The sequence below is a fragment of the Micromonospora sp. NPDC047762 genome (assembly GCF_043204655.1).
Taxonomy (GTDB): Bacteria; Actinomycetota; Actinomycetes; order Mycobacteriales; family Micromonosporaceae; genus Micromonospora.
Map to the genome: position 1 here is coordinate 114220 of NZ_JBIDCQ010000002.1, position 13687 is coordinate 127906.

A 13687-nucleotide genomic window follows, 5' to 3' on the forward strand; every position below is an offset into this window, starting at 1 on the left:
CCGGTCAGCCCGTCGTTCGGTCCCGGGCCGACCGCCCCCGACCCGGGTGAGGTCCCCCCGGTGGGGCCGCCGATCTCCGCGTTGCCGGCACCCGCCGACGCCGCGCCAGCGTCGGCGCCCGGACCCGCCGCGCCGCGCCGCCGGAGGCGGCTGCCGGTGGTGCTGGCCGCCGTGCTCCTGCTGGTGCTCGCCAGCGTCGGAGTCGTGATCACCCGTCCCGGCCCGGTCGCCGGGTGGCTGGGCGACGACGCCGGGTCCGGGCCGAACGCGGTCGGAGTGACTCCGGAACCCGCCCCGTCGGACGTGCTGGGCGGCCCGGATTCGAACGCCCCGGTGCCCACCCCGGACGGGGTTCGGGCAGTGCTCGATCCACTGGTCGGCGTCGCCGCCCTGGGTGACCGGGTGAACGTCTCGGTCGCCGACGTGATCACCGGTCAGACGTTGTTCGCCAAGGGGGCGGACGACGGCACAGTGCCCGCCTCGGTGACGAAGCTGGCGACCGCGGTGACGGTGCTGGCGGCCCGGGGGCCGGGCTATCGGATTCCCACCCGTGCCGTGGCCGGCGCGAAGGCCGGCGAGGTGGTGATCATCGGGGGTGGTGACCCGACCCTCGCGATCAACAAGAAGGGCTACTACCCGGGAGCGGCGCGCCTCGACGATCTGGCTGCCCAGGTGCGTACCGCGCTCGGCGGCACGCCCCCGACCAGTGTCACGGTCGACGGTTCGGTCTACTCCGGTCCGGTCTACGGCCCCGGCTGGGACGACGACATCCCCACCGGCGGTTCGGGGGGCGCGGTGACCGCGCTGATGACCGACGGTGCGCGTACCGATCCGGGCGTCGAGCACGGGTCCGCCCCGCGGTTCGCCGAGCCGGACCTGGCCGCCGGCAAGGCGTTCGCCCGGTTGCTCGGGGTGCCGACCGACTCCGTGAAGCGGGGCGCGGCCCCGCCCCAGGCGGCGGCCGGTGCCAGCCCGGCACCGGGCACCGAACTGGGCGTGGTGCAGTCCCCGCCGCTGATCAGGCTGGTCGACGTCATGATCAGCGAGAGTGACAACCTGGTGGCCGAGGCGCTCGCCCGGCAGGTCGCGTTGGCCCGCGGTCAACCCGCCTCGTTCGACGGCGGCGCCGCCGCCATGGACGCCGAGGTGGCGGAGCTGGGCCTGCCTGCCGATGAGATCAGCGTCTCCGACGGCAGCGGCCTGTCCCGGCTCAACCGGATCAGCCCGTCGCTGCTGACCGATCTGATCCGCCTGGCCGCCAGTCCGGACCATCCGGACCTGGCCGGCGTCTTCGGTGGTCTGCCGGTGGGCGGTTGGTCCGGGACCCTGAACGAGCGCTACCGCACCGCCGCCGGCACCGCCGCGGGCGCGGGCAGCGTCCGGGCCAAGACCGGCACCCTGACCGGCGTGCACTCCGTCGCGGGCCTGGTCACCACCGCCGACGGTCGGCTGTTGACCTTCGCGGTGCTCACCGACAAGGTGCCGGGGGACCGGGACACCGCCCAGCCGGCACTGGACCGGATCGCCGCCGCGCTGGCGGGCTGCGGCTGCGGCTGACCGTCGCCGGTTCAAGGGCAACGCGGTCGCCATCGGCGTCGATCGAGGGCGCGAGCCCGGGCCGGGGTGTCGCGGCGCGGGTACGGTGGGTTCATGGCGCAGTTCGTGGACTGGGATCTGGCCGCCGCCACCGCGGGGGCGTTGAGCAAGTCTGGCCCCCGCGTGTCGTACGCGGAAGCCACCGACGTGGTCGGCGACCTGCGTCGGCTGACCGACGAGGCGGCCGGGCACGTGGCCGACTACACGGGGTTGCGGGCGCAGGTGTCGCATCCGCCGGTCCGGGTGGTCGACCGCCGCGACTGGGCCGCGACCAACATCGCCGGGCTCCGCGAGGTGATCACACCGCTGGTGAGTCGGCTCTCCGGCGACAAGCAACCGGGCGCGTTGACCGAGGCGATCGGTTCCCGGCTCACCGGGGTGCAGGCCGGGACGGTGCTGGCCTACCTCTCCGGCCGGGTGCTCGGCCAGTACGAGGTCTTCTCGGCCGACCCGGGCCAGCTGCTGCTGGTCGCGCCGAACATCGTCGAGGTGGAGCGCAAGCTCGGCGCCGACCCTCGGGACTTCCGGCTCTGGGTGTGTCTGCACGAGGTCACCCACCGCACCCAGTTCACGGCCGTGCCGTGGATGCGGGCCTACTTCCTCAGCGAGGTGCAGGCGTTCGTCGACGCCTCGTCCAGCGGAAGCGAGCACCTGGTCGAGCGGCTGCGGCGCGGGGTGGCCACACTGTCCGACGCGGTCCGTGATCCGGAGAGCCGCACCAGCGTGCTGGACATCGTGCAGACCCCGGCGCAGCGGGCCGTACTGGACCGGCTCACCGCGTTGATGACCCTGCTGGAGGGGCACGCCGAGTTCGTGATGGACGGCGTCGGCCCGCAGGTGATCCCGAGCGTGGAGCGGATCCGGGCGTCGTTCAACCGACGCCGGGAGGCGGGCAACCCGCTGGAGAAGGCGATCCGCCGGCTGCTCGGCGTGGACGTCAAGATGCGCCAGTACGCCGAGGGGCGCAAGTTCGTGCACGGGGTGGTGGAACGCGTCGGCATGGACGGCTTCAACTCGATCTTCAACTCGCCGCTGACCCTGCCTCGGCTGTCGGAGTTGGGTGACCCGGACGCCTGGGTCGCCCGGGTGCACGGCCCGGCCGGCACCATCCCGGCCGCTGGCTGACCACCCGCCGGTGGCCGCGCTCGCTCCGCCGGTGGCCGCGATCCGGGTGGCGGTCCGCCGCGCCCTCACCGGTCTGCCGTCCGGCGGGCCGGTGCTGGTCGCCTGCTCCGGTGGTGCCGACTCGCTCGCGCTCGCGGCGGCCACCGCCTTCGTGGCGCCACGGCTGGGCCGCGCCGCGGGGCTCGTCACCGTCGACCACGGTTTGCAGGATGGCTCCGCGGAGCGCGCCGAGGCGGTCGCCACCTGGGGGCGAGGGGTCGGGTTCGTGTCGACGACTGTGGTCCGGGTGGAGGTGGCCGGGCGTCCCGGCGGGCCGGAGGCGGCCGCCCGCGAGGCCCGCTACCAGGCGCTGACCGAGGCGGCCCGGCAACAGAACGCCGTCGCGGTGCTCACCGGGCACACCCGCGACGACCAGGCGGAGACGGTGCTGCTCGCGCTCGCCCGGGGCGCCGGCCCACGCGGGCTGGCCGGAATGCCCGCCCGCCGCGACCTGGGCGGGGTGCCACTGCTGCGTCCGCTGCTGGAGATCGGTCGGGACCAGACCCGCGCCGCCTGCGCCGTCCTCGGGCTGAGCCCGTGGCAGGACCCGCACAACAGCGACCCGTCGTACGCCCGGTCGAGGGTGCGGGGCGACCTGCTGCCGGCGCTGGTGCGGGCGCTCGGGCCAGGTGTGGTGGACAACCTGGCGCGTACCGCCCGGCTGGTGGCCGCCGACAACGCCGCGCTCGACGAGCTGGCGGGGACGGCTCTGGCGGCGGCCCGGTGCCCCGACGGAGGGCTGTCCGTACCGGCGCTGCTCGGCCTGGTTCCCGCCGTACGCGGCCGGGTGCTGCACTCCTGGGCCCGCGAGTTGGGCGCGCTGCCCGGTGCCCTGTCGCACCGGCACGTGGCCGCTCTGGACGCCCTGGTGACCGATTGGCGCGGTCAGGGCCCGACCGACCTGCCCGGCGGTGTACGCGTGCTCCGCCGCGACGGCCGGCTGGCATCGGTGCGCCCCGCCTGACCTGACCGGCCGGTCTCAGCCGCTGTGTGCCCGGTCCCGGAAGGTGGTCCGGTAACTGTGTGGGGTGGCACCGACCCGGCGACTGAAGTGGTGGCGCAACGCGGCCGCGTCGCCGAAGCCGGACTGGTCGGCGACCGCCTCCACGCTCAACGGGGTCTCCTCCAGCAGCCGCCGGGCGAGCAGCACCCGCTGGTTGGTGAGCCAGTCGTGCGGGGTGGTGCCGGTCTCGGCGCGGAACCGGCGGGCGAACGTGCGGGGCGCCATGCCGGCGCGGGCGGCCAACTCCTCCACGGTGATCGTCCGGTCCAGGTGGCCCATCAGCCACTCCAGCACCGGTTCGAGGGTGGGTGCCTCGGGTGCCTTCGGGATGGGCGCCTCGACGTACTGGGATTGACCGCCGTCGCGGTGCGGCGGGACCACCATCCGCCGGGCCAGCCGGGTCGCGGTGGCCGAGCCGTGCTCCTGGCGGATCAGGTGCAGGCACGCGTCGATGCCGGCCGCCGTGCCTGCGCTGGTGAGCAACCGACCGTCCTGGACGTAGAGCGAGTTGCACCGCACCCGGGCGCGCGGGTGCCGGCGTTGCAGCTCGTCCACGTACCGCCAGTGGGTAGTGCACTCGCGGTCGTCGAGCAGCCCGGCCTCGCCGAGCAGGAAGGCTCCGGAGCAGACGCTGAACAGGTGCGCTCCGCGGGCGTCGGCCCGGCGGAGCGCGTCGAGCACCGGGCCGGGGACCGTGGTGCCCTGGCTGTGCGCGGGGATGGCCACCAGGTCGGCCTCGTCGACCGGGCCGAGGTCGGCGTGCGGGGTGAGGTGGAAGCCGGACGAGGTACGCACTGGAGCGCCGTCCGGGCTGCACACCTGAAAGCGGTAGGCGGGGAAACCGTCGGCTGTCCGGTCGGTGCCGAACACCTCGGCGAGCACGCCGAGCTCGAAGGGAGCGACCTGGTCGAGGGCGAGGACGGCAACGGACCGCAGCATGTGACGAGGGTAACCCGACAGGTGGCAGTAAATCGATGACCACTGGCATTCCTGCCACTGTCCGATCGCTTCGCGAGGTCGCAGACTTGTCTCAGTCCGGTGCGCACCGGCGGCGAAACCGACAGCAATCATGCGAAAGCGAGCGCCGCCATGGAGTTCCTGTTCATCCTCCTGTTCCTCGTCCTCCTCGCCGCCGCCTCGGCGGCCGGCCTCACCGTCGACAGCCACGATTCGGCCGACTGGAAGCCGAGCGACGATGGCCGCCGCTGGCGGTCACGCACCAACTGATGTGATTAGCGTTGTTTGCGCAGAAAATCCTCGGCGGGACCGCGCCAAAAGGTGCGGCCCCGCCGACGGAGGCCATCCGACGTACGGCAGGCTAGGAGTCATGGCTGACGGCTCCTGGTACGACGCCGACATCGACCACGTGATCATCTCCGAGGCGCAGATCCGCGAGAAGACGGCGGAGCTGGCCAAGCAGGTCTCCGCCGACTACTCCCACGTGGGCGACGGGCTGCTGCTGGTGTGCGTACTCAAGGGCGCGGTGATGTTCATGGCGGACTTCGCCCGGGCGCTGGGCCGCAACGGCCCGCCGGCGGAGCTCGACTTCATGGCCATCTCGTCCTACGGCCAGGGCACCACCTCCTCCGGGGTGGTCCGCATCCTCAAGGATCTGGACCGGGACATCGCCGGTCGGCACGTGATCGTCGTCGAGGACATCGTCGACTCCGGGCTCACGCTCTCCTGGCTGCTGCGCTACCTCGAGTCGCGCTCGGCGGCGAGCGTCGAGGTGGTCGCCCTGTTCCGCAAGCCGGACGCGGTGAAGGTGCCGGTTCCGGTGAAGTACGTCGGCTTCGACATCCCCACCGAGTTCGTGGTCGGGTACGGCCTCGACTTCGCTGAGCGCTACCGGGAGCTGCCGTACGTCGGGGTGCTCAAGCCCGAGGTCTACGCCCGCTCCTGACGCCGGGCCGTCCCGTCGCGACGGCCCGCCGGTCGACATGAGCCCGACTTCTATCGGCATCCATCAAGCCGACGTTCAGCGCGCTCTCAGCTGATGCGGTTACCGTGTAGCACGGTGGCCCGGAGGTTCCTCCGCGCTCGACCCACTCGATCGCGTGACCGGGCGCTCGGGTGGCCGAGCCGGACTCCCCGCCACGCCGGCTTCCACCCGGACTCGCCGTACGTTGGCTGCGGGGCTGGTGGGCCTGCCCACGGTGCGTGTCGTCGATGTCGAAGGCGCGTGAAGTGCGGAGGCTCGCAGGTTCGCTACTGGCGTACACGGTCTTTTGATGGTGCACGACTGCGGGGCTCGCAAGCTCACTCCTCGCGTACACGGTGTACCGTCGAATGACCGCGGCGCGGTAGTTTTCGCGCCTCGGGGTCGAGTCGGCCCGCACGGCGGCTCCGGCCGCCGCTCAACGCGGCGACACCATCAGACGGTCAGGACGTCGATCAGGAGGATGCGGGCGCCCCGGCGCTCGACAACAGTATGGAACGTACGCGTTTCTTCCGCCGACCGGTGGTCTGGATCATCCTGGTCATCCTCGGCGCCGTTGTGCTCAGTCAGCTGTTCACCAGTGGTCCCAGCTACCACCGCGTGGACACTTCCGTTGCGCTCGATCAACTGCACACCGCCAAGATCAACAAGGTGGTCTTCCAGGACAAGGAGCAGACGCTCCAGCTGGACCTGGCCCAGAAGACCAAGTTCGGCAAGACCGAGACCAACAAGATCGAGGCCCAGTTCCCGTACCAGGCTGGCGACCAGATCTGGAACGAGGTGCTGGACGCCAAGGCGAACAACCGGGTCACCGGCCCGGCCGACGCCAAGGTCTCCTCGGACAGCATCTGGGTGAGCCTGCTGGTCAACCTGCTGCCGATCGCGCTGCTCGTGCTCCTGCTGCTGTTCTTCATGTCGCAGATGCAGGGCGGCGGTTCCCGGGTGCTCAACTTCGGCAAGTCCAAGGCGAAGATGATCACCAAGGACACTCCGAAGACGACCTTCGCGGACGTCGCGGGTTCCGAGGAAGCCGTCGAAGAGCTGTACGAGATCAAGGACTTCCTGCAGAACCCGGCCAAGTACCAGGCCCTGGGCGCCAAGATCCCGAAGGGCGTGCTGCTGTTCGGCCCGCCCGGCACCGGCAAGACGCTGCTGGCCCGCGCGGTCGCCGGCGAGGCCGGGGTGCCCTTCTACTCCATCTCCGGCTCCGACTTCGTGGAGATGTTCGTCGGCGTCGGCGCCAGCCGGGTCCGTGACCTCTTCGAGCAGGCCAAGACGAACGCCCCGGCGATCGTCTTCGTGGACGAGATCGACGCCGTCGGCCGGCACCGTGGCGCCGGCATGGGCGGCGGCCACGACGAGCGGGAGCAGACGCTCAACCAGCTACTCGTCGAGATGGACGGCTTCGACACCAAGGGCGGCGTCATCCTGATCGCGGCCACCAACCGGCCGGACATCCTCGACCCGGCGCTGCTGCGCCCGGGCCGGTTCGACCGGCAGATCCCGGTGGACGCCCCCGACATGGAGGGCCGCAAGGCCATCCTGCGGGTGCACGCCAAGGGCAAGCCGTTCGCGCCCGACGTCGACCTCGACGCGGTGGCCCGTCGCACGCCGGGCTTCAGCGGCGCCGACCTGGCCAACGTGATCAACGAGTCGGCCCTGCTCACCGCCCGTAAGGAGCAGCGGGCGATCTCCAACGACTCGCTCGAAGAGTCGATCGACCGGGTGGTCGCCGGTCCGCAGCGGCGGACCCGGGTGATGAGCGACAACGAAAAGAAGATCACCGCGTACCACGAGGGTGGCCACGCGTTGGTCGCCTGGGCGCTGCCGCACGCCGCGCCGGTGCACAAGGTGACGATCCTGTCCCGTGGCCGCTCGCTGGGCCACACCCTGGTGCTCCCCACCGAAGACAAGTACACGCAGACCCGCGCCGAAATGATCGACACCCTGGCGTACGCGCTGGGCGGTCGCGCTGCCGAGGAACTGGTCTTCCACGAGCCGACCACCGGTGCCGGCAACGACATCGAGAAGGCCACCCAACTGGCCCGCGCGATGATCACGCAGTACGGCATGAGCTCCAAGCTCGGCGCGATCAAGTACGGCACCAGCGGGGACGAGCCGTTCCTCGGCCGCAACATGGGCCACGAGCGGGACTACTCGGACTCGGTGGCCGCCGAGATCGACGGCGAGATGCGGGCACTGGTCGAGCTGGCGCACGACGAAGCCTGGGAGATCCTGGTGGAATACCGGGACGTCCTGGACAACATCGTGCTCGAGCTGATGGAGAAGGAAACCCTCTCCACGGCCGACATGGCGCGGATCTGCTCCCGGGTGGTCAAGCGCCCGCCGCTGGCGCCGTACAACGGCTTCGGCAAGCGTCAGCCCTCCACCGAGCCGCCCGTGCTCACCCCTGCGGAGAAGGACAAGCTCAAGGCGCAGGCCCAGGCCGACGGCGCGCAGGCGTCGGTCGGGGGCGTGGCGCCGTCCAACAACTCGGACGGCACGCACTGAGCAACGACCCGACGGCCAGCTCCCCACACCGGGAGCTGGCCGTCTCCGCGACCGAACCCGACGGCGACGACGAGCTCGACTACGTGGCCGCGCGGCTGATCAGCGGCAAACTGACCGGCCGGCCCGTCGAGGACGCTGTCGACCTCGGCCGGATCGAGAAGGCCGTCCGCGAGATCCTGATCGCCGTCGGTGAGGACCCGGACCGCGACGGGCTCCAGCAGACCCCGGCCCGGGTCGCCCGTGCGTACGCCGAACTCTTCGCCGGCCTGCGGGTCGACCCGGCCCAGGTGCTCAGCACCACCTTCGAGGCCAACCACGAAGAGCTGGTCATCGTCCGGGACATCGACGTGATGAGCCTCTGTGAGCACCACCTGCTGCCCTTCCGGGGCAGCGCGCACATCGGCTACATCCCGGGCCCCGACGGGCGGATCACCGGCCTGTCCAAGTTGGCCCGACTCGTCGAGGTCTTCGCCCGTCGTCCGCAGGTGCAGGAACGGCTCACCTCACAGGTCGCCGACCTGCTGATGAGCAAACTCGCGCCCCGCGGCGTCGTCGTCGTGCTCGAATGCGAGCACATGTGCATGGCGATGCGCGGCATCCAGAAGTCCGGTGCCAAGACCATCACGTCGGCCGTACGCGGCATCCTGCAGTCGGACTCCAAGTCGCGGGCCGAGGCGATGGCGTTGATCATCCCCCGCTGAGATCCCGTCGCACCACGGCCGGCCGACACCCCAACCGGGACGGCCGGCCGTCGCGTCTCCGCACCAGCCCGGTCGTGCCCCGGCCGAGTGGGTCCCGTCCGTCAGCCAGCGAGCAGGGCCAGCAGCAGGCCGGCCGTGGCCAGCACCGCCGGCACCAGGCACACCATTGCACCGAAACGCACCGTACGGTCCAGCCGCTCGGTGGGGCTGACCCGGAACAACCTGCCAATGCCGATCCAACCGGCGACGAACGCGACCGCCGGCATCGGCAGCCCGCAGATCAACGCCGCCACGCTGGCCGGTCCCACCCCCGTCGCCGCCAGAACCACGACCTGGATCAGCGGCACCAACAGCGCGAACGGCCCGTACACCAGGAGGTTGCGCGCCCTCGCGGGCCAGGACCCCGGCCGGAACCGGCGGCGCGCGGCCAGCGCCCCGTCCGCCGCCTCGGCCCAGCCACGCGCGGTCCGCAGCGCCGCCAACACGGCCGCCGGGCCGCCCGCCATCGACCGGGCCGCCTCGGTCAGCTCCGGCGGTGACGGCACCAGGGAGATCGCCGGTACGCCCAACTCGCGCAACCGTTCCTGCTGACTCGCCAGCCCGGTACGGAGCACCGTCAACTCCTCCCGGGCGGCCTCCGCCGACCGGGCCTGCTCACCGGCGGCGGCAGCCGCACCCCGGCGTACCCCGTCCAGCTGGCGAGCGGCCGCAAGATACTCCGTCCAGGCATTCCCGGGCTCGACCGCCCGCGGCGCGGCGTCCCCGGTCGCCGCAGCTGCCCGCTGCCGCCCCGGCCCGGTCACCGTCGCGATCGAATCCACCTCGACACCCTCCACGTGCGCCACCAGATCAGCCGGCCACGTCGGCGAACGGCACCAGGACCGTGCCCCGCTCGTCCGGGCCATCCCAGAGCACCGCCCGGTCGGGGCGCACCTGCCACTCGACCGGACGCCCGAAGACCGCCGTGAGCTGCGCGACCGGCACGTCCAGCACGGCCACCGCCGCCAGCTTGTCGACCTCACCCGCCGGCTCGAACAACGCGGCGAACGGCGGCACCGCACGCCACCAGCCCAGCAGATGCCGCCCCGCCGGCGGCCCGTCCCGTAGGAGCGACCGCAGCCGGTCCAGCGGCAGCTCCCGGGGACCCGGCCGGTCCAGCCCGAAGACCACCAGATACGTCGGCAGGTCGTGGGCCGCGTCCGCGAGCAGCGTCGGCAGATCCACCAACTCGGCCGCATGTCGGGCCGCCAGATCGGCCGTCAACGCCTCCGCCAGGACCCGGGCCCCGGGATCCGGTGCCGCCACCAGGAAGCGGGCACTGCCCGGCGCGTGGTGAGCCGACGTGCTCCGCGCCGCCGTCGCCAACATCCCGCCCGCTGCGGTGCCCGACCCCAACACCGCGAGGTTGCGCCCAGCCGCCGGCCCCAACGGCACGGCGACCGTCGAGCGCGCCACGTCCACCGCCCGGCCCAACAGGGCGGCCGGCCCGTGAGCCTGTCCCGCCAGGGCCGCCCGGTGGCGCGGATCATTGCCCAGCAGCGGGCGGGCGTAACCCGCGAAAACCACCGGCGGCACCGACCCCGCCGGACGGGCCTCCCACAACTCGTGCCGCAGCTTCTCCACGACCTCCGGATGATCCTGCGGGTCCGGGTGACGGATCAACCGCTCGTGACCCCGGATCGCGCCCCGTGGGCCGCCGAGCCCGCCGGCCGTGTTCACCACCGCGCTGCCCACCGGCAGACCGGCCGCCGAGTCGTTTGTCGGCTCCAACACCGGACTGCCACCCGGCAGCGCCACCCGCACCGGGAACTGCCCGAGCACCGAATCCCGATGACCAGCATCCGCGCGCGCACTCAGCCCCAACTCGCCAGCACCCGCCAGGACCAGATGCACGCCGTACGCCCGACCCGCCCGGGCCAGCCCGTCCAACTGGGCGGCCACCTCGGCGGCCAGCCGGTCCCGCTCGGCGAAGAGCAGCGGCACATTGTCCACCACACAGACGATCCGGGGCAGCGACTGGTGCTGACGCAGCTCCGCGAAGCGTTGCCCCCCGGCCCGCGCACCCGCCTCCGTGCGGCGCTGGACCTCGGCCGTCAACTCGTCCAGCAGATCCCGGACGTACTCCCGGTCGGCGGCCATCGCCGCCGCGCGCACCTGCGGAACCCACGACCGGTCCCGCTCGGTCTGCAGGAATTCCACGAAGGACTCGCCGTCGCCGAGATCCGCCAGGTAGAACGCCACGTCGTCCGGGCCGTACCGGGCGGCCAGGCCGAGCAACGCGGTGGTCAGGAACGCCGCCCGGCCCGCCGCAGACCGGCCGCTCACCAGCCAGTGCGGGGTCAACTCGGTGAAGCCCAACGGCACCGACCGGCCCCCGGCATCGCCGACGGTCGTGGTCAGCCCGTCGGCCGAGTCCGATTCCCACAGTCGCTCGCCCGTCGGCGGCAGCAGAGCACCCAACGCCAAGCGGGAACCCGCCTCCACCTGCTCGGCGAGTCGCCGACAAACCGCGTCGACAAGCTCGGCCGGCGGGTCCGACTCGACGAAGACCGGCGAGTTCACACCGCCCGGCGGATCAGCGCCCGGCCCGGCGAACGACGCCCCCGGCGGATCGCCGAGCAGCGCGTACGCATTCCGCAACGCCAGCGCAGTGGTGTGCGGCAGCGGTGCCCGGGCCGAGTACGGGCCGGCGGGCGGCCAACCCGCCACCACCAGGTGCAACCCAGCGGCCGGCCCCTGCTCGGCCAACGTCTCGATGCGCGCCAGCTCGGCCGGGCCTGTCGACTCCGGAAGCGCGGCCACCACCAGCAACAGCGTCCGATCGTGGCGGCGGCGCCCACTCGCCCCCGGCGTCACCCACTGCTCGGCCTCGGTCAGCACCGCGCGCAGACCCACCACGTCCACCGCCGGTGGCGGCAACAGGCCAGCATCAGCGAGTGCCCCGAACGGCGTCAGCACAGCCCCGGTTGCATCCACAGCGCGAATCAGCAGGGCACCCGCCGGGGCCGCACCCAACAACCGCAGAAGTACGGCCCGGAGCAACCCCGCAACCCGCGGCTCCCGTGCGTCAGCGTCCACGCTGAGGTGACCGGTGCCGACAAGTGGCACCAACGCGGGGAAGCGAGCGTCGTCCAACGGCGCCGCAGTACCGACCCGAACGAACGGCGGCGGACCATCACCGGCCGGCGAGTCCACGGTGAGTGAGTCCAGTGCAGCGCCCGACCAGCCCGGTGCCAGCACGGCCGCAGCCGTCCGCAACCGCTCGGCCACCTCGTACTGGCGGCGCTGATCGGCAGGAGCCGGCCGCGTCTCGTCCAGGATCCCGGCAGCTGCGGTCGCGACGGCCGACGCCCGACGGTGCAGGGCTGCGGCGCGGTTCGTGCGAGCCTTCGGACCGGCCACCGCGTCCACCCCCTCTACCCGAGGTTGGCAACCCCTCCCCGAGCAGAGACGGTATCCCAGCCGACGGCCCTCCTCCGGGAGGTGCCTCGGCGCTGCGCCGGTGTTGTCGTGGATCTCACCGGTGGGGAGGGGTCCGTCACGATCCGCTGGATCTGAGGCATTGGCTCCGGAGCGTCCAGCCGATAACTTCAGGAGGTGGAATCAGTGCAGCCCCCCGCCGGTTCCCAGGTCTCCCGCGTACCGGCCCAGCGGACACCGTCCGAGCAGCTGCCGCCCGCCCCGGCAACGCCGGCGCCGCAGCCGCCACGCCGCCGAACGCGGACGGTGCTCACGGTTGTCGCTGGCGTGCTCGCCCTGCTCTGCCTCGGAGGCATCGCCACCGCCGTGGTCTGGTACAACCGCGCCTCGACACCCGACCGCAGCACCCCCGACGTGGTCGTGGACAACTATCTGCGCGCGTTCCTCGTCGATCGCAATGACGTCAGAGCAGACCTCTTCACCTGCGAAAGCGAGTCACAGCTGGAGGCGTTACGCGCTCTGCGGACCGATCTAGTCGAGCGGGAGCAACGTTTCGGCACCACGATAACGGTCAGTTGGGGGCCCTTGACTGTGCAGACACAGGGCGAGGCAGCTGCTGTCGAGGTTACGTTGATCATCTCGGCTCGAATGGACGGAATAAGCCAGAGCGATCGTCAGTCCTGGCGGTTCGATACTCGGTCAAGCGATGGTTGGCACGTGTGTGGCGGCACGCGGGCTAGCTGACGTCACTCAATCCATAAAAGATGAACCGGCACCTCCAGGGTGATGGGTGACTGGCCTCGCCAGGCCCAGCGGTACCACTCCACCTCGGGTGTGACTCGCACGCAGATGTCCCCTTCGGCGCCGGAGTAGGTCTCGGTGACCGCTCGAAGGTCACGGTGCTCCCGGCCGCCCTCGACGTGCACCACCCGCCGACCGGTGACCGCGTCCGCTTCGAAGACCGGTGTGGGGGTCCGGTGTGCCGGGCCGTCCAGCGAGACCAGCCGGATGCCTGTGTCCCGGGCGTCGTCCACTGCCGGACGGCTGCCGACCGTCTCCACCCAGACCCGCTCCACCGGCACCAGAGGCGCGAACACCTCGACCTGGTCGGCTTCGGCCCGGTACCACTCGTGCTCGGGGATCACCGGCACGTAGGTCCGGGCGCTCTGCACGACCCGGTCGTCCGCGCGCAGATCCCCGCGCCAACCCATCCCGGGCAGCCCGACCAGCACCCGTCGGCCGCGTAGCTCGACCCGCTCAGTCGCGGGGACGATGGTCAGCGGTCTCGGCGGCTGCGGTGCCCAGTCCGGATGGTCGGCGAAGGGATCAGGTAACGGCCCGGTCATGCAGGTG

Annotated in this window: 12 protein-coding genes; 8 read left to right on the plus strand and 4 right to left on the minus strand. The window is 72.1% G+C overall.

The annotated features are described in order from the left end of the window. The first annotated feature begins 60 nt into the window (after positions 1 to 60). From dacB to tilS, 3 genes are all read left to right on the plus strand, one after another. Complete coding sequence (dacB, locus tag ACGF3C_RS06020) at positions 61 to 1557, plus strand: D-alanyl-D-alanine carboxypeptidase/D-alanyl-D-alanine-endopeptidase (protein ID WP_393220717.1); 1497 nt, start codon at positions 61 to 63, stop codon at positions 1555 to 1557. Between the two features lie 93 nt (positions 1558 to 1650). Continuing rightward, positions 1651 to 2721, plus strand: coding sequence for a zinc-dependent metalloprotease (locus tag ACGF3C_RS06025; protein ID WP_091403614.1), 1071 nt, complete (start codon positions 1651 to 1653; stop codon positions 2719 to 2721). Between the two features lie 10 nt (positions 2722 to 2731). Then, positions 2732 to 3724 carry a tRNA lysidine(34) synthetase TilS gene (gene tilS, locus ACGF3C_RS06030; RefSeq protein ID WP_357229375.1) on the plus strand — a complete coding sequence of 331 codons (993 nt, stop codon included), beginning with the start codon at positions 2732 to 2734 and terminating at the stop codon, positions 3722 to 3724. Positions 3725 to 3739: 15 nt separating this feature from the next. On the opposite strand, the gene ACGF3C_RS06035 is transcribed toward tilS, so the two are convergent. Continuing rightward, on the minus strand, positions 3740 to 4702 hold the full coding sequence (locus ACGF3C_RS06035) for a GlxA family transcriptional regulator (RefSeq protein WP_203121473.1): 963 nt from the start codon (positions 4700 to 4702) through the stop codon (positions 3740 to 3742). Positions 4703 to 4801: 99 nt separating this feature from the next. On the opposite strand from ACGF3C_RS06035, the gene ACGF3C_RS06040 reads away from it, so the two are divergent. From ACGF3C_RS06040 to folE, 4 genes are all read left to right on the plus strand, one after another. Beyond that, positions 4802 to 4990 carry a hypothetical protein gene (locus tag ACGF3C_RS06040; protein ID WP_124860879.1) on the plus strand — a complete coding sequence of 63 codons (189 nt, stop codon included), beginning with the start codon at positions 4802 to 4804 and terminating at the stop codon, positions 4988 to 4990. A 100-nt stretch (positions 4991 to 5090) separates the two neighbouring features. Next, positions 5091 to 5666, plus strand: coding sequence for a hypoxanthine phosphoribosyltransferase (gene hpt, locus ACGF3C_RS06045; RefSeq protein WP_091403272.1), 576 nt, complete (start codon positions 5091 to 5093; stop codon positions 5664 to 5666). Positions 5667 to 6194: 528 nt separating this feature from the next. Beyond that, positions 6195 to 8213, plus strand: a complete 2019-nt coding sequence (gene ftsH / locus ACGF3C_RS06050) for an ATP-dependent zinc metalloprotease FtsH (protein ID WP_393219292.1) — start codon at positions 6195 to 6197, stop codon at positions 8211 to 8213. 35 nt (positions 8214 to 8248) lie between these two features. Next, the gene (folE, locus tag ACGF3C_RS06055) at positions 8249 to 8914 is read left to right on the plus strand and encodes a GTP cyclohydrolase I FolE (protein WP_091403265.1); all 666 of its coding nucleotides are present in this window, start codon (positions 8249 to 8251) and stop codon (positions 8912 to 8914) included. A gap of 101 nt (positions 8915 to 9015) precedes the next feature. On the opposite strand, the gene ACGF3C_RS06060 is transcribed toward folE, so the two are convergent. Together ACGF3C_RS06060 and ACGF3C_RS06065 are read right to left on the minus strand one after the other, a co-directional pair. Then, positions 9016 to 9735 (minus strand): hypothetical protein, encoded by a 720-nt coding sequence (locus tag ACGF3C_RS06060; protein ID WP_393219295.1) that lies wholly within the window; start codon positions 9733 to 9735, stop codon positions 9016 to 9018. Positions 9736 to 9763: 28 nt separating this feature from the next. Then, positions 9764 to 12325, minus strand: a complete 2562-nt coding sequence (locus ACGF3C_RS06065; RefSeq protein ID WP_393219298.1) for an FtsK/SpoIIIE domain-containing protein — start codon at positions 12323 to 12325, stop codon at positions 9764 to 9766. A gap of 195 nt (positions 12326 to 12520) precedes the next feature. Between ACGF3C_RS06065 and ACGF3C_RS06070 the strand changes: the two genes are divergently transcribed. Continuing rightward, the gene (locus ACGF3C_RS06070) at positions 12521 to 13078 is read left to right on the plus strand and encodes a hypothetical protein (RefSeq protein ID WP_393220722.1); all 558 of its coding nucleotides are present in this window, start codon (positions 12521 to 12523) and stop codon (positions 13076 to 13078) included. A gap of 2 nt (positions 13079 to 13080) precedes the next feature. Here ACGF3C_RS06070 and ACGF3C_RS06075 read toward each other — a convergent pair whose 3' ends face one another. Beyond that, the gene (locus tag ACGF3C_RS06075) at positions 13081 to 13680 is read right to left on the minus strand and encodes a hypothetical protein (RefSeq protein ID WP_393219301.1); all 600 of its coding nucleotides are present in this window, start codon (positions 13678 to 13680) and stop codon (positions 13081 to 13083) included. Positions 13681 to 13687 lie beyond the last annotated feature (7 nt).